The sequence below is a fragment of the Flavobacterium sp. J372 genome (assembly GCF_024699965.1).
In the GTDB taxonomy this organism is placed as follows: Bacteria; Bacteroidota; Bacteroidia; order Flavobacteriales; family Flavobacteriaceae; genus Flavobacterium.
In genome coordinates this window covers 1,531,334-1,551,799 of sequence record NZ_JAJOMZ010000004.1, presented here as the reverse complement: position 1 = coordinate 1,551,799, position 20,466 = coordinate 1,531,334, and the positions used below count along the sequence as shown (strand labels likewise).

The following is a 20,466-nucleotide window of genomic DNA, read 5'->3' as shown; positions in this document are numbered from 1 at the left end:
AGGAAATTATTACATTTAGCACTCATTAAGAACACTTATTTATGAAGATACTTGTAGTTGATGATGAACAGGATGTACAGCCGCTTTTTCAGCAGCGTTTCAGGAAAGAAATAAAAACCCACGAGCTTGATTTCGATTTTGCCCTTTCGGGAGAAGAAGCGCTGGAATATCTGGAAAAGCATCCGTCAGAAGTTGTACTTATTTTATCTGACATAAATATGCCGGGAATGAGCGGGCTGGAACTGCTTTCGAAGATAAGGCATGACTATAGCGCTCCCCCGCCGGTTGTAATGATGATTACAGCATACGGAGACGAAGAAAACCACAGGCAGGCCATGGAAAGGGGCGCTAACGATTTCCTTACCAAGCCTCTTGATTTTAATTTATTGAAAGACAAACTTAAACACCTTGCTGAATAATGGCGAAGATACTTGTAGTTGATGATGAAGCGGATCTTGAAGTTTTGGTAAAGCAAAAATTCCGAAAGAAAATACGGGAGAATATTTACGAATTTGTATTTGCACAAAACGGCCAGGAGGCTCTTGAAAAGATGCATGAGCACCCTGACCTTGATATTGTGTTAAGCGATATCAATATGCCTGTAATGGATGGGCTTACCCTTCTCACCCACCTTCCTGAAGCTAACCCAACAATCAAGGCTGTGGTCGTATCAGCCTATGGCGACCTGCAGAATATACGCGCAGCCATGAACCGCGGCGCTTTTGATTTTGTAGTAAAGCCTGTTGACTTTGAAGATCTTGAGGTTACCATGGAAAAGACCATACAGCATGTAAGGCAGATACAGGATACTATAAGGGCAATTAAGGAAAATAACATACTGAAGATGTATGTTGATGAAAATGTGCTGAACTTTATGACCAATAAAGAGTTTGAAAGCACATTGCTCAAGAATGAAATGCTTGAAGCCAGTGTGATTTTTATTGACGTATGCGGGTTTACAGCGCTTACAGAGCAAATACAGGCCAATGAGGTTGTGCAGCTGCTCAATAGCCTGTTTGACAAGATTGTGAATGAAATAATCACTCAGGGAGGCCACGTAGATAAGTTTATGGGCGATGCTGTTATGGCCGTTTTCAGGGGCGAATATCACCTTGACCGCGCCATTGATGCCGCACTTGCCATAAGGCAGGCCCTGGCCGATACTGAAGAAATAAAAACCGGTGATAAAACATATAAACCTGCCATCTCGATAGGTATAAATTCCGGTGAGATGCTGTCGGGTAATATTGGCTCTGAATCACTGAAAAGGCTTGACTATACCGTAATAGGTGATGCGGTTAACCTTGCACAGCGACTACAATCTGCCGCAAAACCGGGTCAAATACTTATTACCGAACAGGTTTATCATCTTGCAAAAGAGTCTTTTAACTGCCAGCAGGTGGGTGAGTTTACTTTAAAGAACAAGGCCAACCCGGTAATGACATATGAAGTAATTGACTAATGCTTGGTATGTATAAAAATAGCCCTGAACAAAATTCAGGGCTTTTTTTATTTAGTGCCTTGCCTTGCGGCTTAAGATGCCTCCTGCAGTTTCTTTTATGATGTTAGTGAACATAAATGCTTTGGGGTCTACTTCGTGTACCATGTTTTTAAGCCTTCTCAGCTCCATACGTGTGACTACGGTAAATACGATATCACAATCCTGGCTTATGTCATAACTTTCTTTCATGAATCCGCGCTCCCCTTTATAAACTGTGATTCCGCGGCCCAGCCTCATAACCAAAGCCTCTTTTACTTTCTCACTTTCGCCGGAAATGATTGTTACGCCGGTAAATTCTTCAAGCCCTTCTACCACAAAATTAATTGTACGGGAAGCCGAGTAATACGTAAGTATAGAGTATAGCGCTGTTGGAAGCCCAAGTTCAACAGCCGCCACTAAAAAGATTATGATGTTGATGCCGAGAATAATCTCGCTTACAGTGAAGCTTACGCGTTTTCCGGTGTACAGCGCAAGTATCTCAATACCATCAAGTGCATAGCCGCCCCGCATGGCCAAGCCTATACCTATACCCATACACGCCCCTCCGAAAATAGAAACCAAAAGCTTATCTGATGTAATCTGCGGATAATCAATAAACAGCAGGCATAGCCCCAGCCCTATTATGGCCAGCATTGTACGTATGGCAAATACACGGTGTACCTGAAAAGCCGCCATGATTACGAATGGTATGTTCGCCAGGATGATGACATAAGCAATATTCCAGTGGTAAAGCTCGTGCAGCAGCAACGAGATACCCGTTATACCACCATCAAAAAATTTGTTTGGCACCAGGAAGCCTTTTAATGCGAATCCGCAAAAAGGATGCCTGCAAGTGCATAGAGAATATCAACAAGATTGGTTTTAGAAAAGAAATGTTTCATCAACGGTTTATTTTAGCTTTTAGTTGGTTCAGGTTTTCCTGTTTTTTTGCGTTTCGCAACTGTTGTGAAGTTGCAGTGAAGTAATGATGCTGTTCCAAAAACTGTATCTGTATTTTGTCCCATTCATCGCGATTATTTATAACCTTTGCATGCAGCATTTCCAGATAGAGGCCCTCTCCTGTTTCGAAAAAATCATCCCGGCCCAAATAGTCAAGGTCGGCGTCACATATAATTTGCTCAGCCAATGACGTTGGACTTTGCGGAAGTTTTGTCGCCATGATTATCCGGCATACCTGTTTTACATCTTCATCATTGTAGCCGTATTGCGGAAGGATATCCATCGCTATTTCACAAGACCGCGCCTCATGCCCGGTACGCTGGTAAAGATAGCCTGCATCATGGTAAACGGCTGCAATTAGCAACAAGCCCAGCATCTTTCGGCCAAGCCCTTCTTTCTCTGCTATTTCCTCACACCTGTGGTAAACATCCATAGTGTGCTGCAACGTATGGTATGTGAGATGCTGTGGCAGCTCATCACGCAGTTTTTGCAGTATATAGGCGCATTCCGGTTGCTGTTGCATCAGGGCATTTATTGATGGCTAAATATATAAAATTTAATTTTTAAGCGAAAGCGCATCAAGTCCTGAAATAAAAAAAGCCCTCTCAAAATGAAAGGGCCTGAACTATTGTAATTAACGCTTACGGATTTCCTGAACCGCCGCTTGCACCATATACCTGTCCGGTTGAAAAGCTCGCATCATTCGCGGCAAGCTGTACATATATCGAAGCAAGCTCTACCGGCTGTCCCGGCCTGCCCAGCGGAGTCTGCCCGCCAAACTCTTTCAGCTTGTCTGCCGTCGCCCCGCCGCTTACCTGTAGCGGAGTCCATATTGGTCCCGGCGCCACACCATTTACACGTATACCCTTAGGCCCAAGCTGTTTTGCTAAAGATTTTACATAATTGGTGGTTGCCGCCTTTGTCTGTGCGTAATCATACAGCTCAGCACTTGGGTCATATGCCTGTTCAGATGATGTACCGATGATAGATGAGCCCGGCTTAAGGTATGGCAGCGCCGCCTTAATAATCCAGAAAGGTGCATAGATATTGGTCTTCATAGTGGCATCAAAAGCTTCAGATGTTATATCCATAATAGACTTTTGTGTTTGCTGGCGGGCGGCATTGTTCACAATAATATCAAGCCCACCCAATGCTTTGGCAGCATCATTAACAAGCCTTGTGCAAAAAGCCTCATCACGAAGGTCACCCGGTATGGCAACAGCCTTTCTGCCTTCAGCCCTTATCAGCTTTATAACTTCCTGCGCATCTTCCTCTTCATTAGGGTAATAGTTTATCGCCACATCAGCACCTTCACGTGCATAGGCAATCGCGGCAGCCCTCCCCATCCCTGAATCTCCACCTGTAATAAGTGCCTTACGCCCCTTAAGCCTTCCGCTGCCTTTATAGCTTTTTTCACCATGGTCAGGCCTCGGGTCCATTTTGCTTGCTAATCCCGGCCATTCCTGAAACTGTACTTTAAACGGCGGCCGCGGGTATTTGGTCGTAGGGTCTTCTGGTAATGCCGGTGTGTAGGCATCATCATTGGGTTCAGCTGCAAATGCAGGGCTAATTGCTGCAGTTGCAATAGCTGCACCTATGCCGCCAATAGCAGCACGGCGGCTCATCTTGTTGTTATCTTCCATAATTTCAGATTTTTATAATTTAAAATTACGGTGGCAATCAAAGCACAAGTGGTAAGGTTAGGTTAAATAGTATGCGGCATTTCTTAAAATTATCCCATACGAACATCAAGCGACTTTATTTCGCTTTTGTATTGCTTTGGCAGTATCAGTTCTTTCAGCAGCCAGTCAAGCTTCATTAGCCTGAAAATCTTGTAGACGCAAACAACCGGTGCCAGCAATGACCATCGCCACATACCAAGCATCACCAGCACTTTTTTTGGCGCAACAAGTATTTGGGCCTCAAGTAGCAGGCGGTACCGTATTATTCCGAGATGTTTACGGTATTGCCTGAAGAGGTCGGCGGTAAACTGGCTATACACCATGTTGGCGGCCATCTGCCTTTCACGCATGATTTCAAAACCTTCAAGCGTTTCCGGCAGTCCGCGTATGCCCATCCTGCTGCCTACACGATAAAAAACATCAAATGCCTCACGTTTTTCAGCATCGGTCATCTTTCTTTCCAAAAGTTCATAAGCGCGTATAGAATAATCTATAAGCATGAACAATACATCGCGGTATGCCCTGTCTGGTATTATGGCACCACGCTTAATTTCCACAGCTGAATGTATGCCTTTTATAGTGTCGATTGCTTTCAGGGCTTCACCCTTTTCTGCAAAGACAATTGCCCTTGCATAAGCCACTGTCGAAAAAAGCCTGCCAAGAGGGTCACTTGGTAATTTACCGGTATAATACAGCCAATCCACTTCTTTATTAAGGGCAAACTCGGCAGCGGCACCTGCAAAAACGAACATGATGGTATCACTCTTGCCCCATATCTGGCGCACAATTGAATCTTGTTTTGTGAAGTATTCCATAGTTTGATTTTAATCCCAAAGTGTCCCTACAAGGCCTAGGACAAAGCTCATCCAAAGCCCGATGATAAAGATTATTCCGCCCAGCACCGTTGCAATTGCCTTATGGAAGCCCAACTGCCTGCTGTAAAAATGCAGCAGGTAAAAGATTGTTCCGCCTACTGCACCGCCAAACGGCACGATGATTAGCGGGCGCACCATCCAGTACTTGCCCCATTCAGATTTGGCGTCATGCACACCCGACAAGAATATCCCGATGAGTATCAGGTTAAACGCCGCACCAACCACAATACATTTTAGTAATGATGCAGTGTTGATTTGTTGAAATTTCAGATTTTGTTCCATGATCTATTATTAAATTAAACATTAAAAGTACTTTGCAGTTCAAAGTGTTTGTGCAAAAAAATTTATTTATGTGATTTCACTAAACTCTCAAGCACCTTGAGGTGATGCTCAAATGCTGATTTTCCTTCTTTCGTCATAAAATATTTCGTGTTTGGCTTTTTCCCAATGAACGTCTTTTCTACTCCTATAAATCCTTCCTTTTCTAAAGCTTTGGTATGGCTTGCCAGGTTACCATCGGTTACCTCAAGAAGCTCCTTCAGGGCATTAAAATCGAGCCTGTCATTAACAGCCAGAGCTGACATGATACCGAGCCTTATGCGGCTCTCAAATGCTTTATGAAGATCGTTTACAGATACTTTCACCTTTCGTATTTAAAGTGGATATAAGCGCCGTAAATGATGTGCATAATTCCAAAGCCGATTGCCCAGAAAACGAGCCCGTAATCAATAAAATAGAAGGCGAAAAGGCCAAGTGCTATCTGTATAATCCCCAAGGCCTGAATCTCTTTATATGTATATAAACCCGCATTGTACAAAGAAAGACCATAAAATATCAATGATATGGTTGGCATTGCGGCCAAAAGCCCATGTAACAGCAGGATAAGTATAAACAGCCCTCCGGTTACTAAAGGCACAGCCATGCAAATAATCATTTTTTTCGCAGTCGAATTCCATATGGATGCATTATTTGCTGAAGCCTTTCTCTTCGAAAAAACGACTGCGGTACCAATTGCTGCAATAAGCACACCCAATGCTGTAGATATAATATATAATGTTGTGGTCTCCGAATAAAAATTGATACTTTTCACATCAAGTCCAAAATAAATTATCCCCGCCCCTATCAATGCATAGACGCCGGCTAAAACACCCGACCAGCCCGACAGTGAAAGGAATTTTGATGACCGCTCCATCATATTGCGGATGGCGGCTATATCCTGAATGTAATCCTGCTCTTGTTTCATAAGCGAAAGTACTTTGAAATACAAAGTTTATAATTAATTCCGATTTGACAAATACTTTTAGTAAAGATTTTTGACTTGGCTGTTTTTAACTCACGTTTAAAATTTTTTGTAAGTAAAAGTTGCTATCTTACCGCTGCGAAATACAAACATTGTGAAGAAATTCTATGATATACTAAATCTTCGTGAAGGCGAAGATGACAAACAAAAAACTCTTGAAAGCGTAAAGAAAAGTATTTCTTTTAAAGGTGCCAACCTCTGGATTCTTGCTTGCGCTATCCTGGTTGCATCAGTCGGGCTAAACGTTAACTCTACCGCCGTGATTATTGGCGCCATGCTTATATCGCCCCTCATGGGTCCTATTGTGGGCGCCGGTTTTGCCTTGGGAATATACGACTTTGACCTGCTGAAACGGTCACTGCGCAACTTACTTAACGCTACTGCTGTAAGCCTGGCAGTGTCTGCAATCTATTTTGCTGCAAGCCCTTTTAAAGATGTGCAGAGTGAACTGCTGGCACGTACATCGCCAAACATTTATGACATACTTATTGCTTTTTTTGGAGGTATTGTAGGGGCTATAGCCGTTACAAGAAGTGAGAAGGGCAACCCTATACCGGGTGTTGCCATAGCCACCGCGCTCATGCCGCCGCTGTGTACAGCAGGTTATGGCATTGCTACGGCCCAGTGGACTTATTTTCTCGGGGCTTTTTACCTGTACTGTATTAATTGTGTTTTTATAGGCATCGCGACATTCATCATAATAAAATACCTGCAATACCCTCCGAAAAAACTGGTGAATAAAACCGTTCAGAAACGGGTGCGTACATCAATCACTATCCTTATCATTGCCATGCTGGTACCAAGCGCCTACCTGGCTTACTCATTATACCGCGAACAACAATTTAAAAAGAACAGCGACATTTTTATTGAAAATGAGTTTACAGCAAAGGGCTATATGGTGATATACAAAAAATCAGAATTTACCCGTAAAAAGAAAACACTTGAACTGGCATTCCTGTCAAAATTTTTTACACAGCCGGAGATAAAGCGACTGGACTCTGTGCTTAATACAAACAAATACCTGAAAGGTACCGAACTGATTATACGGCAGGATTCTACCGACAGACTGAATGCGCTTAAAGGTGACATACTAAAACAGGTAAAAAGCACTGAGAATGAGCTTAATGAAAAGGATGTAAAAATCATGCAGCTTGAGCAAAAGCTGGCCGGCAGCCTTAATGATAAAAAACTCCTGAAAGAGGCTAATGCAATTTTCCCGCAGATTACAGCCGTAACGGTATCAAAACAAAACCTGATCAACCAAAAAGACAGTATCATACCTGTAACCGCTGTTTTGTACCGTGCTGCAAGGCCGCTTAGCCCCGAAGATAAAACCAGGCTTAACAAATGGCTAAACCAACGGCTTGACGTAAAGAACGCCCGTGTTTATGAGGTAGAATAATTGTTATACATGCGGAGGCACCGCTGTAACAATATGCTTGCCTGAACGCATTTTAAGCAGGAGATAACCCGCAATACCCGATAATAATGAGGCTACTAAAACTGCAAATTTAGCTTCTGTTTGGTGTGCACTGTCACTAAATGAAAGGAGGGCAATAAAAATTGACATTGTAAAGCCTATACCGCCAAGCAGGCCAAGCCCGAGTACATGCCACCAGTTGGCTTGCAGAGGTAGTTGTGATACCCTGCTTTTTACCGCAATAAATGACATAAGAAATATACCCGCGGGCTTACCCAGGAAAAGGCCTAATACTATACCCAGCCCCATAGTTGTGGCAAGACCTTCAACCATACCTGCTTCAAACGTGATATTGGTATTGGCTATAGCAAAAATAGGCATAATTATAAAGTTTACAGGACGTGTAAGAAAGTGTTCCAGCTTTTCAAGCGGTGAGTCATACTCTTCTTCATTTGTAGGCAGTGTAATTGCTGTAAGTACGCCAGCTATTGTTGCATGTATACCCGAATGGTGTATAAAATACCACATAAAAATTCCCGGTATTATATAGCAAAATATATTTTTAACACCAATCCTATTAAAGATAAGCTGTAGCGCAAAAACAGCACCGGCATAACCAAGATAGCTTAAATGAAGCTCAGAAGAATAAAATATAGCTATTACGAGGATAGCCATAAGGTCATCAACAATTGCAAGCGCTGCCAGAAATATCTTAAGCCCCGGCGGAACTTTATTGCCCAACAGGGAAAGGATGCCCAGCGCAAAAGCAATATCTGTAGCCATAGGTATACCCCACCCCGACCCTGTGGGTGTGCCTGCATTGAACATGGCATAAATACCTGCAGGAACCATAACTCCGCCAATTGCTGCAAGCACCGGCAAAGAAGCCTGGCGCAATGATGACAGCTCTCCCTCTACAATTTCACGCTTAATTTCAAGCCCTACCAGCAGGAAGAAGATAGCCATAAGGCCGTCATTTATCCAGAGTAGAATAGGGTATCGCAGGTGGATGCTTTCACTTTCAAAGCCCAGCTGTGTGTTTAAAAAATTATTAAAATCATCAGCCAGGCCTGTGTTTGCAATAGCTAATGATATTGCCACACAAAATAGCAGCAATATGCCCCCTGCAGATGATGACTGGAAAAAACGCGGGAATATTTTAAGGTTGATCAGTTTTGCCATATCAGCAAAAATAAGGCTTTTAAACTTTCAGGGCAATACTTTGTATGTATGTTGTGATTTGCTGTACATCCATAATTCTGTCGGCAGCCCCACCATCAATGGCGCTTTGGGGCATAAAGGGCATTTCTGCCGTGGCCGGGTCCTGCACAATTGCTATACCTCCATGGCTTTTAACAGCTTTGAGTCCGCGGGTACCGTCAGCATTGGCGCCTGATAGCAGTATGGCTACCAGTGTCTTGCCGAAAACCTCTGCAGCCGACTCAAAGGCTACATCAATACTGGGGCGGCTGTAGTGTATTTTTTCACTGATATCGAGCGCAAAAGTGCAGTCTTTCTCAAACAGCAGGTGATAATCTGCCGGGGCTATGTATATACTTCCCGGTATCAAAGCCGTTTTATCTTCAACCGGCTTTACGGGTAAGGCTGTCTTTAAAGCAATCAGTTCTTCCAGTGTATTATCCTCACTGCTTTTGCGGTGCAATACAAGTATAAGGGCAAATGGCTTTATATCGATAAGCTTTGGTATTACCTGCAGCAAAACCTCAAGGCTGCCCGCAGAGCCGCCTATTATCATCACCTTACAATCTTTTCTTACTGCATTTTCTTCCATATTTTCTCGCGGTTGTATTGCTGGTAGCGCCCTTGTACGGCCGAAAACTTCATAGTCTCTTTTGTGCCAAGGGCAATGTAACCCAATGGCGACAGGCTTTCATCAAACAACTGAAGTACCCGTTCCTGTAAAAGCTTATCAAAATAGATAAGCACATTACGGCACAGTATGAGGTCAAATTCATTAAAAGAGCGGTCTGATACCAGATTGTGCTGTGAAAAAACCATTTTGGCAATAAGCTCATCAGGAAATTTGGCATAGCCGTAGTTAGCCGTATAATAATCTGAAAAATCCTGCTTACCGCCCGATGCCATATAATTCTCGCTGTACTGCTTCATCATCCTTAGCGGGAAAACACCTTTACGCGCTGTATCAAGCACCTGTGCGCTAAGGTCTGTGGCGTAAAGCAGCGACTTGTGCAGCAGGTTGGCTTCTTTAAGCAGTATTGCCATAGAATAAACCTCCTCACCTGTTGAGCAGCCGGCATGCCATATACGTATGAAAGGTTTGGTGCCCAGCTCGGGCAGCACAACATTGCGCAGCGTACGGTAAAACTGGGGGTCACGAAACATTTCAGTTACATTTACCGTAATTTCTTCCACCACGCGCTTTACATACTCTTCGTCAGTTTTTAAACGCAACAGGAACTGGGAGAAATGGCTATAGCCGTCTAGGTCATAAATACGGTCAAGCCTGCGCTTGAGCGAGGCTTTAGAGTATCCGCCAAAGTCGTAACCATAGTCCTCATATACCTCATTTACAAACATCTCCATCTGGTGGTCACTCAGCATAATCTTACAGCGTATTAATCAGTTCAAGCAATTTATCTACGTCTACAGGCTTAGATATATAGCCATCGGCACCTGCGGCAAGGCATTTTTCGCGGTCGCCCACCATTGCCTGGGCCGTTACAGAAATTACCGGTGTAGACCTGCGTTTTGATATGCCTTTAATAATCGGTATGGCTTCATATCCGTCCATTTCAGGCATCATCATGTCTATCAGCACCGCATCAACATACTCGTCTGTTTTAAGCAATTCTATGGCTTCCCTGGCGTCTGTACGCGACAGGCATTCAAAACCGCGCGCTTTTAAAACTGCTGTCAGGGCAAATATGTTACGCGGGTCGTCATCAATAATCAGTATCTTTTTATTTTCCATAGTTTTATTGCTTGTCATAAAGCCATACGCGCAGCAGCGACATAAGCTGGTCAACATCTACAGGTTTAGTGATATAGTCGCTCGCACCGGCATTAATGCATTTCTCGCGGTCCCCGGTCATAGCTTTGGCAGTAACTGCAATTACAGGCAGATTGCGGAATTTGGAGTCCTTACGTATACGTGTGGCTGTTTCGTAACCATCCATATTAGGCATCATCATATCCAGCAGCACAACATCAGTTTCAGGATGTTCCTTAAGCATTTTTAATGCTTCTTCTCCGTCAATAGCTGTTATCACCTTCATATTGGCAATTTCAAGCGCTTTGGTAAGCGAGAATATATTCCTCACATCATCATCTACAATAAGCACTGTTTTCTCGTTCAGCACATTGGTCATCTGGCTGGTACGCTTGCTGGCGCCTTTGCCATTCTTCTTTTCTTCTTCAACAAGGTGAAGGAATAGTGACACCTCATCAAGCATGCGCTGGTATGAGTGGGCTGTTTTCACAACTATCGAATCTGCATACTTCTTAATCTTTAGCTCCTCTTTCATTGAGAGGCTTTTTCCTGTGAAGACAATAACCGGAACCTTCTCAAGGTTAGGGTCTTTCTTCACGTTCTCCATTATTTCATAGGCCTGCTTATCAGGTATGCCCATGTCCAGTATTACGCAGTCAATCTCTGATTTCTTCAACGCATCAACCCCTTCCTCTATCTCACTCTTGATTTCTGAATTGATATTATTACTCTCAAGGAAATACGCCAGCGCTTTCGCATGCTTAGGATTATCTTCAAAAATGAGCACTTTCTGAGATTCTTTGTTGATGATATGCTCGATCCGTGTGAATATCTCAGGCATCATTTCATACGCCACGGGCTTATCAAGGAAGTTTATAGCACCTTTTAGCAAGCTTTCGCGCTTCACATTGTGAGATGACATCATGTGCACCGGTATATGCCTGGTTGCAATGTTTCCTTTCAGGTCTTCCATAACTTCCCAGCCGCTCTTCATAGGCAGCTGCACATCAAGCAGTACACCCACAGGTTTATACGCTTCTGCAAGGTTCAGTGCGTAATCTCCCCTAACGGTCACTACGCCTTTGTAGCCACGTTTCCGGGTAAAGTCAAGCAATGATTTGGCAAAGTTCACATCATCCTCAACAATAAGTATGGTCTTATCACCTGCGTTTATCTCATTACGGTCGTCAGGCACATCTTCAGGAATTGAAGGGCTCAGGTATTTGTTTTTCACCTCTTCAGGCTGCTTTTCTTCAGCTTTCGGAAGCACTGTTTCTTCCTGGATATTTTCTGCAGGCATGCCTATATTCGAAGCAATTACCGGGATGGTTAGCGTAAACTCACTGCCCTCGCCCGGGTTGCTGTACAACTTAATGTCGCCTTTAAGCAGCTTGGCGAGCTCTCGGCTTATAGACAGCCCAAGGCCTGTACCGCCGTACTTGCGCTTGGTAGAACCATCTGCCTGCTGGAAGGCTTCAAAAATGAGCGGCTGCTTTTCGCGCGGTATGCCAATACCTGTGTCACGCACGGCGAATGAAACCATCTTATCATTTGATGAACTCTTTTTCACCTCAAGCGTTACCGAACCTTCTGCCGTAAACTTGATGGCATTACTCACCAGGTTTTTCAGAATCTGCTCCAGGCGCATCTTATCGGTTTTTATCACCATAGGTGCATTGTCGGCAATAATGTTGAAGGTTATGCCTTTTTCTTTGGCCACCTGCGTAAACAGGTTCTTCATGCCTTCGGTAACGTCGTTAACTGAAACCTCTGTCAGATCAAGGTCCATTTTGCCGGCTTCGATTTTAGACAGGTCAAGTATCTCGTCTATCAGCCCTAATAGTCCGTTGCCAGAGCTCTGTATTACTTTAGCAAATTCCACCTGCTCGGGCGTCATATTATCCTCATTATTTTCAGACAACAACCTGCTCAATAGTAATATAGAGTTTAACGGAGTGCGCAGCTCGTGAGACATGTTGGCGAGGAACTCAGATTTATAACGCGTAGAAATCTCCAGGTCTTCACTCTTTTTCTGTATTTCAAGGTTTTTCTCTTCAAGAAGCACGCTGCGCTCGGCCAGCTCTTCATTAGTTTGCTGCAGCTCTTCCTGCTGTACACGCAGCTCTTCTTCACTCGCCTGGAGTTTTTCGGCCTGGGTTTCCAGTTCAGCATTCATGCTTTCAAGCTCACTATGCTGTACACGCAGCTCTTCGCTTTGTGCCTGTGTTTCTTCAAGCAGTTCCTGAACACGTTTACGGCTTTGGGCGGCAGCTATAGCAATACCTATATTATTAGATGCCTGGCGTAGGAATTCTTTCTGAAGTTCAGTGTATGGTGTTAACGACCCCAGTTCTGCCACACCAGTAACCCTGTCAGTAAACAGCGGTACAGCAATAATATGCTTAGGTACAATTTCGCCCAGCGCATATGAAATCTTAATTTCAGTTTCATTACCAGCATTAAGTTCAGTAATCTTACCTGATGCCGCTGCCTGACCCGGAAGGCCTTCGCCATCGCGCATTTGCGCCCGCCCTCTTTCTATGGCATAGCTGTAGCCTGCTTCAGCCACCAGGCCATTGCCTTCTTTAAGGTAAAGAACACCGGCGCTGCTGCCTGTATATTCGGCGATATGTTCAATAATGTCCCCCGTAAGCTCTTCAATAGATTTTTCACCCAGCATAACGGTATTAAGCTCTGCAATACCTGTCTGGAGCCACTCTTTTTCACTCAGGGTTTTAAATGAACTGTCAAGCGCACCGGCCATATTATTAAGTGAGACTGCCACTTCGCCCAGTGCATCGCTCTCAGTATCATCAACCCTTATGTCATAATCACCATTTGAAATCTGTGCTGCAATTTTGCTTATGGCATCAATACGCTTGCGGGTGTCTTCTTCACTTTTCTGTAACTGAAGGTGCAGCTTAAGCCGCTCATTATAATCTTTAAGGATTCGCAAAAAGAATATTATACTTATTATGATGGCAATTATAGCCGCTATGATAATAAGCATAGTACTGTAGTTGCCGTATTTGGCAGATTCTGATGTACGCTCCTGCAAAAGTTTCTGTTCCTGTTCTTCCAGCGTTTGCTTAGCATTGCGTACCTCATCAAGCAGCATAGTGCCACGCGCAATTGAATCAGCGTGTGGTGCAATACCCATTTGCTTTGCCGCCACACGCCTGCTTACATAATTATAGAATTCCTGTTTAGCACGTTTCAGCTCCCTCACATTTTGCTGCTGGGTTGGGTTATCTTCTGTAAGGCTTGCCACCTGGTCATAATAATAATTTGCCCGTGCCATACCGGTTTTGTACTGGTCTACATGCATTTGCTGGCCTGTAAGCAGGTAACCCCTTACGGCAGTCTGCGTGTCAAGCATAGCACTGTTGCCCATATTAAGCGCATAAATAACATCATTGGTATGGCCTACCATGTCATTGCTGTTGAGTAAAGCGCGTATGCTTAAGAATGATGCCGCAGAGCTTATAATCAATATAATTACTGATGCACTAGTGCTTAATAAAAGATTCTTCTTAAAATGGCTGTTCATTATATAGTAGGTTTGCTTATTGGTTTACCGGCAAAATCATTTTAAATGTTGAGCCTGCACCCGGCTCACTCATGGCCGTGATAAGGCCGCTGTGCTTTTCAATTATCTTTTTTGCTATGGCAAGGCCTATGCCCGTGCCTTCATACATATTCCTGTCATTTAGGCTCTGGAAGATAACGAATATCTTGTCAAGATACTTTTCGTCAAACCCGATGCCGTTATCTTTTACGGTGATACGGCAGTATTTTCCAGATGCATGCGCGGGGCTTTCAAAATCTTTTTCAGCTACAAGCTCACCTGTTATTTCAATTTCAGGCGGTATGCCGTCTCTTGAAAATTTAAGCGAGTTGCTTATAAGGTTCTGGAATATCTGGCGCAGCTGTGTTGGCACGCAATTTATTATAGGCATGGGCCCAACATTTATCTTTGCAGCCTTGTCTTCAACTATAAAATCAAAGTCGCTTATAACCTCGTTAATAATTTCATTAATGTTGGCAGCCTCATATACCGCGTTGCCCGACAGGCGGGAATAATCAAGCAGGTCACTTATCAGCTGGCTCATACGTTCGGCAGCCCGTACGGTACGGTTGGCATAGTCTTCCGCTGACGGGTTGTCTTTCAAAAAACGGTCTATAAGAATCCGCACAAACATCTGTATTTTGCGTATTGGCTCTTTAAGGTCATGGCTTACCACCCATGTAAACTGCTGCAGCTCATGGTTGCGGAACTCAAGCTCTTCATTTTTCTTTACGAGTTCCTGTGTACGCTCGTGTACTTTTTGCTCAAGGTTTTGCTGGGCTTCTTTCCTTATCTCAATTTCTTTAGACAGCAGGTCGCGCATGTCTTTCAATTCACGTTGCTGCTCATACAGCTTCATGAATGTTTTTACCTTAAGTATAAGCAAATCGGGGTCTACCGGTTTTGTAATGTAATCTACCCCGCCGCTTTCATAGCCTTTTGATATGAACCGCTTTTGCTTGTTTACCGCCGAAAGGAAGATTACAGGTATATCTTTGGTACGGCTGCTGCCTGCAAGTGTTTCGGCTACTTCAAAGCCATCCATACCCGGCATCTGCACATCCAGTATAATTAAGGAGTAATTGCGCTTCAGTATTTTCTTCAGGGCTTCCTCACCGCTTTCAGCAGTATCAGCTTCGAGGTTATGAAGTTCGAGCGTTTTTTTCAATGCAATAACATTGGCAGCGATATCATCAACAATCAATATCATGCCTTACATGTTTTTCTATCCTTGTCGGCAATTGATCCACAAATTTCCGGGCAGGATAAATTTTGAACGAAAAAAATTTTACCGGCCGCTTCTACCGGATCAAATATGCTACACATGTAAGGTTAATTTTACAGTTTGTGACTTTTCCCAAAAGTATAAAAAAGGTTGTTAAAGAAGTGTTAAGTGTTGGTCTCACTATTACCTGAGAGAAAAGTATTGATTTGAATTTGAAAGCTTAGTAACAATATTCACATTAATTTATGCTTTTGTAAGGATTTTGTTATTAATGACTGAAGTTTTAATGATATACCTTTAATTTTTGAAATAAGGGTTGATACAGGTTATCAAAGTGCTTTATAATCTGTTTAATATCAACCCATTAAAACAAAACCTGAAAAACTTTAGCTATGCAAAAAACTACATTACCGAAAAATGTGCTGTATGTCATGCTGCTTATTACCCTTGTATTTTCATATACAGGTAATGCGCAATTTTATGTACATGATTTTGGGACAAACCCAATAAACACGCACCCTTACACCGATGCCCCGGGTACGCTTAACAGCCAGCTTTCAGGCTCATCCTGGACCAATAGCGCCGGCAGCTGGACAAGCGTATCGGGATCGTCCGGTACGGCGCTTTCACTTTCAAACAGCGGAGGCACCGCGTCAATGACGCTGAACTTTACTGTTGGCCCCGGCCATACGCTTGATGTATCTTCATTCAGCTTCTGGATTATAGGCAGCCCGACGGGTGCCCAAAACTGGAGCATGGCTATCAACAATATAAATGTTGGCAGCGGGGCTATAACAACTACCGGCACCAACACAGGTACAGTAGCCGTTACAAACCCTGTAAACGGGCTTACAGGTAATGTAACTGTAGTGCTTACGCTTACCGGAGCTACAGGCACCGGAGCTGTAAGCATTGATGATTTTACCCTTAACGGAGCTGTAAATACTACTTGTACGGCACCACCGATTACAAATATGGAACCTGTTTCAGGTCCGCCAAACACGCTTGTAACAATTACAGGAAGTGGCTTTTTGGCCGGTGCAGGTACAAGCCAGGTATTATTTAACGGAGTTGATGCACCCGGATTTACTGTAGTATCTGATACAAGTATTAAAGCGGTATTGCCTCAAAACGCTACTACCGGTACTGTTACAGTCACTACAAACGGCTGTACTGCCAACGCCGGAACTTTTACAGTTATTACTTCAAACTGCCCTGCCATACCAGGTACAGAAATCTTTATTTCTGAAGTTTACGACCAAAAAACCGGTACAGGCGGCATGATTGAACTTTATAATCCTACAAATGCTGCAATTGACTTATCAGGTTATACTTTACAGCGATATGGCGACCTTACTTCAACCACGCCAACTGCAGGATATAGTATTGCACTTACCGGAACCATCGGCCCGGAAGATACTTTCCTGTTCTCTGCCAATACGCCAAACAATGCAATCTGCAACAGCCCTGTAGCCACAATCGGCTTTCCTAACGGCTTTAATGACAGTGATAAAATTGAGCTTTTAAAAAATGGTAACAGTATAGATATGGTGCATACTCCCGGGCAGGTGGGCTTTACCATGATACGCAAGCCTGAAGTTGCAGGGCCATCGGCTATATTTGATGCCGCAGAATATAATATATTGCTGCATGATGATACTGTGCCAAATACATACTGCAGTAGCCTTGGCAGCCATACCAGCACCGGGGTAGACCGTAATTTCTCTGCACAGCCGCTTGCACAAAGTATATGTGAAGGTGAAGATACTACATTTACTGCCGAAGTAAACCTGCCTGCAGGCTTCAACTACCAATGGAAAGTGCTTAACTCAGCAGGAAACTGGGTTAATGTTGTTAATGATGATAACTACTCTGGCGCTACTTCGCAAACGCTTAATATAATTGATGCCCCGCTTAGCTTCCTTACCAATCAATACTACTGCGAAGCAACTTCAGCAGGGTGTACACTGGTAAGCAATGCTGTACAGCTTACGGTATCACCGCTGCCGGTTGTTGTAATCAATAAAACTGATGCTACCTGCCTTTTCCCTACAGGAAGTATAAGCATTACACCATCGGTTGGTACAAACCTTCAATACAGCCTTAACGGTACAGATTTCCAGACAGAAACAACTTTCAATAACCTTTTGCCCGGCAACTATACCCTTACCATTATGTCGGCCGCAATGTGTATTTCAGTAGTACCGTTTACAATAGACTCACCTATAGATTTACCTGCCGTAGCAACTGTAACTGTAACACAGCCTACATGCAACCAAACTACCGGGTCTATTTTAATTACGGGCCCTCTTGACCTTGGTCTTTCTTACAGTATAAACGGTACAACGTACCAAAGCGAGCCATTGTTTGAAAATCTTGCGCCGGGCACTTACCAGGTTAGGGTACAAACATTGCTTGGATGTATATCTACAACAACAAATATTATAATAAACCCGGTAACGCCAACACCTGCAGTTGCAACTGCAACAGCAACACCGGCAAGCTGTACATCAGCAACAGGGAGCATTACGGTAACAGCGCCAACAGGTTCGGGCATCACTTATAGCATTGACGGTACCAACTACCAAAGCAGTACAACGTTTGATAACCTTGCGCCGGGCAGTTATAATATAAGTGTTATTGACAACGGCAGCTGCCCTTCAACAACCACTACACCAATAGTGATAGATCCTGTAACACCAACACCTACTGAAGCCACTTATACTGTAGACCAGCCTGTTTGTACGGTTGCAAATGTAGTGCCTACAGGTACAATAACAGTTACAGCGCCATTAGGAAGCAGCTATACGTATAGTATAAATGGTACGGATTACCAGGCAAGCCCGGTATTTAGTACAGTAGCTGTAGGCAGCTACACAATATATGTTATTGATAACGGAAGCTGCCCATCTCAAACTACAACACAGGCAACTATTGTGGCGCCACCTGTTGCTCCGGCACAGGCAGTTGCTACAGTAACGCAGACTACCTGTACAACACCAACAGGAACAATTACTGTAGATTCTCCGCTTAGTGGTACATTAATGTACAGTATTGACAGCACAACATGGCAGTCAAGCCCTGTATTCGCAAACGTTGCACCGGGTAGTTATACAGTATATGTACGCGAAGGTATGAATGGTTGCCCGTCTATATCGCCTGCACTGGCTGTTATTGACCCTATTACAGCTACTCCTGCAGTGGCAGCTTACACTGTTACACAGCCAACATGTGCAGTAACAACTGGTACTATTGAAGTAACAGGCCCGCTGGGTGCAAACGTAACTTACAGTATAGATGGCACAAACTTCCAGTCATCTACAACCTTTGCAGGGCTTACACCGGGCAACTACACCATCAGCGTAATTGACGGTAACAGCTGTGCATCAGTAACACCAACAGGTTCTGTGGTGATAAACAACGTAACTCCTACTCCTGCAGTGCCTGTAGCCAGCGTAACGCAGCAGCCTACATGTAATGTTGGCCCCGGCATACCATCAGGTACTATTACAATTACATCTCCTACAGGCGCTAACATAACTTACAGTGTTGATGGTGTTAACTACCAAAGCAACCCTCAGTTTGCAGGCCTTACACCTGGTAATTATACTGTTTATGCAATTGATAACGGCAGCTGCCCTTCACAAACATCGGCGCCGCTTACTATCAACCCTATACCAACATCTGCACCTGTTGCTACCTATACTTTCACGCAACCAGACTGTGCAACCGGCGTAGGTACTGTAACAATTTCAGCGCCAACAGGTACAAACTATACTTATAGCCTTGATGGTACAAACTTCCAGAGCAGTACATCATTCACAAACGTGGCGCCGGGTTCGTACAGCATTACTGTAAATGATGCTAATGGCAATTGCCCTTCAACAACGGGAACATTTACCCTGAATCCAACATCCGGTACTATCGGTGCGATAACATACTCTTCTCTTGACCCAACTTGTACTTCAGGTGGAAGCATTACAATCACGGGGCCTGTAGGAACGGACATTACCTACACACTTAACGGCGGTACACCACAAACAGGCACAACCTTTACGGGACTGGCTGATGGCAACTACACAATAGTAGCACAAAACAGCACGGGCTGTTCAACAATATCTTCTGTAATAACGCTTCTTCCTGCGCCTGCCGGGCCATCTGTACCTGTAGTATCTGTAGTGCAGCCAACCTGTGCTTTAGGTACTGGTACTATAGAAGTAACCAACCCTGAGGCGGGTGTAACGTACAGCATTGATGGTGCCACATTCCAAACCGGAGCTGTATTTACCAATGTGCCTGTTGGAACATATATTGTAACAGCTCAAAACACTAATGGTTGTACTACTGATGCAACTGCTGTAACGCTTGAAATTACCGGTGCTGCCCAGCCTCAGATTACTGCAATGCAAGGCTGTACTGATGTGGCTTTAGGAAAAAGGTACATGATTAGCACTGAAGTTGTAAATAACTCTTTTGATGCTGCTACGGCGACATACGAGTGGAAGGATGCATCAGGCACTGTAATTGGCAACGAGGATGAATTCAATGTATCTGAATATCTTAATAATATGGGTATGGCACAATTCCCGTTGCAGCTGACACTTACCATTACTACACCTGGCGGCTGTACAGTAACAACTCCGTTTACAGTTGACGATACGCTTTGCGGTATCCCTAAAGGTATCTCCCCTAACAATGATGGCAAGAATGATAACTTCAACCTTATTGGTATGTCAGTTACTAAAGTATCCATCTTCAACCGTTACGGTCAGGAAGTTTATGCCCGCGGCGGCGACTATACCAACCAGTGGTTTGGCCAGGGCGATAATGGTGATGAGCTCCCTTCCGGAACTTACTACTATGCAATTGAAACTCCTTCTAAAACGCACACAGGATGGGTTTATGTAAACCGTGAGGAAAATTAAACCTGATTTCATATTTGATTGGAAAGGCCGCTGCACAGCGGCCTTTTTTTATATAAGATT

At 43.9% G+C, this 20,466-nt stretch carries 17 protein-coding genes; 4 read left to right on the top strand and 13 right to left on the bottom strand.

The annotated features are described in order from the left end of the window. Window positions 1-41: 41 nt before the first annotated feature. Both LRS05_RS07775 and LRS05_RS07770 read left to right on the top strand, forming a co-directional pair. A complete protein-coding gene (locus LRS05_RS07775; RefSeq protein ID WP_257867794.1) occupies window positions 42-419 on the top strand; it encodes a response regulator in 378 nt (125 codons plus the stop codon). Continuing rightward, window positions 419-1,462 carry an adenylate/guanylate cyclase domain-containing protein gene (locus LRS05_RS07770; RefSeq protein ID WP_257867793.1) on the top strand — a complete coding sequence of 348 codons (1,044 nt, stop codon included), beginning with the start codon at window positions 419-421 and terminating at the stop codon, window positions 1,460-1,462. Before LRS05_RS07775 ends, LRS05_RS07770 begins: the two co-directional genes overlap by 1 nt. 51 nt (window positions 1,463-1,513) lie before the next feature. On the opposite strand, the gene LRS05_RS07765 is transcribed toward LRS05_RS07770, so the two are convergent. The 7 genes from LRS05_RS07765 to LRS05_RS07735 form a co-directional block, all read right to left on the bottom strand. Then, window positions 1,514-2,290, bottom strand: coding sequence for a YitT family protein (locus tag LRS05_RS07765; RefSeq protein WP_257867792.1), 777 nt, complete (start codon window positions 2,288-2,290; stop codon window positions 1,514-1,516). Window positions 2,291-2,381: 91 nt separating this feature from the next. Beyond that, window positions 2,382-2,963: an HD domain-containing protein gene (locus LRS05_RS07760; protein ID WP_257867791.1), complete on the bottom strand. Its 582-nt coding sequence runs from the start codon at window positions 2,961-2,963 to the stop codon at window positions 2,382-2,384. A 118-nt stretch (window positions 2,964-3,081) separates the two neighbouring features. Then, window positions 3,082-4,083 carry an SDR family oxidoreductase gene (locus LRS05_RS07755; RefSeq protein WP_257867790.1) on the bottom strand — a complete coding sequence of 334 codons (1,002 nt, stop codon included), beginning with the start codon at window positions 4,081-4,083 and terminating at the stop codon, window positions 3,082-3,084. A gap of 89 nt (window positions 4,084-4,172) precedes the next feature. Next, window positions 4,173-4,937, bottom strand: coding sequence for an oxygenase MpaB family protein (locus tag LRS05_RS07750; protein WP_257867789.1), 765 nt, complete (start codon window positions 4,935-4,937; stop codon window positions 4,173-4,175). Window positions 4,938-4,946: 9 nt separating this feature from the next. Next, complete coding sequence (locus LRS05_RS07745) at window positions 4,947-5,279, bottom strand: potassium transporter KefB (RefSeq protein WP_257867788.1); 333 nt, start codon at window positions 5,277-5,279, stop codon at window positions 4,947-4,949. 62 nt (window positions 5,280-5,341) lie between these two features. Beyond that, window positions 5,342-5,641, bottom strand: coding sequence for a transcriptional regulator (locus LRS05_RS07740; protein ID WP_257867787.1), 300 nt, complete (start codon window positions 5,639-5,641; stop codon window positions 5,342-5,344). Next, window positions 5,638-6,240 carry a hypothetical protein gene (locus LRS05_RS07735; RefSeq protein ID WP_257867786.1) on the bottom strand — a complete coding sequence of 201 codons (603 nt, stop codon included), beginning with the start codon at window positions 6,238-6,240 and terminating at the stop codon, window positions 5,638-5,640. The genes LRS05_RS07740 and LRS05_RS07735 overlap by 4 nt, the downstream gene beginning before the upstream one ends. 151 nt (window positions 6,241-6,391) lie before the next feature. On the opposite strand from LRS05_RS07735, the gene LRS05_RS07730 reads away from it, so the two are divergent. Beyond that, window positions 6,392-7,699 carry a DUF389 domain-containing protein gene (locus LRS05_RS07730; protein ID WP_257867785.1) on the top strand — a complete coding sequence of 436 codons (1,308 nt, stop codon included), beginning with the start codon at window positions 6,392-6,394 and terminating at the stop codon, window positions 7,697-7,699. Between the two features lie 3 nt (window positions 7,700-7,702). Here the strand turns inward: LRS05_RS07730 and nhaA are convergent, their stop codons facing one another. From nhaA to LRS05_RS07700, 6 genes are read right to left on the bottom strand one after another with little or no spacing between them, the layout of a single operon-like run. Then, entirely contained in the window at window positions 7,703-8,899 is a 1,197-nt protein-coding gene (gene nhaA / locus LRS05_RS07725; RefSeq protein ID WP_257867784.1) for a Na+/H+ antiporter NhaA, read from the bottom strand. Window positions 8,900-8,918: 19 nt separating this feature from the next. Further along, window positions 8,919-9,473 (bottom strand): chemotaxis protein CheB, encoded by a 555-nt coding sequence (locus LRS05_RS07720; protein ID WP_257869252.1) that lies wholly within the window; start codon window positions 9,471-9,473, stop codon window positions 8,919-8,921. A gap of 17 nt (window positions 9,474-9,490) precedes the next feature. After that, window positions 9,491-10,300, bottom strand: coding sequence for a protein-glutamate O-methyltransferase CheR (locus tag LRS05_RS07715; RefSeq protein WP_257867783.1), 810 nt, complete (start codon window positions 10,298-10,300; stop codon window positions 9,491-9,493). 4 nt (window positions 10,301-10,304) lie between these two features. After that, window positions 10,305-10,670, bottom strand: coding sequence for a response regulator (locus LRS05_RS07710; RefSeq protein WP_257867782.1), 366 nt, complete (start codon window positions 10,668-10,670; stop codon window positions 10,305-10,307). Window positions 10,671-10,674: 4 nt separating this feature from the next. Beyond that, window positions 10,675-14,238, bottom strand: coding sequence for a response regulator (locus LRS05_RS07705; protein WP_257867781.1), 3,564 nt, complete (start codon window positions 14,236-14,238; stop codon window positions 10,675-10,677). 16 nt (window positions 14,239-14,254) lie between these two features. Continuing rightward, on the bottom strand, window positions 14,255-15,466 hold the full coding sequence (locus LRS05_RS07700; RefSeq protein WP_257867780.1) for a response regulator: 1,212 nt from the start codon (window positions 15,464-15,466) through the stop codon (window positions 14,255-14,257). A 407-nt stretch (window positions 15,467-15,873) separates the two neighbouring features. Between LRS05_RS07700 and LRS05_RS07695 the strand changes: the two genes are divergently transcribed. Beyond that, window positions 15,874-20,406 (top strand): gliding motility-associated C-terminal domain-containing protein, encoded by a 4,533-nt coding sequence (locus LRS05_RS07695; RefSeq protein ID WP_257867779.1) that lies wholly within the window; start codon window positions 15,874-15,876, stop codon window positions 20,404-20,406. Window positions 20,407-20,466 lie beyond the last annotated feature (60 nt).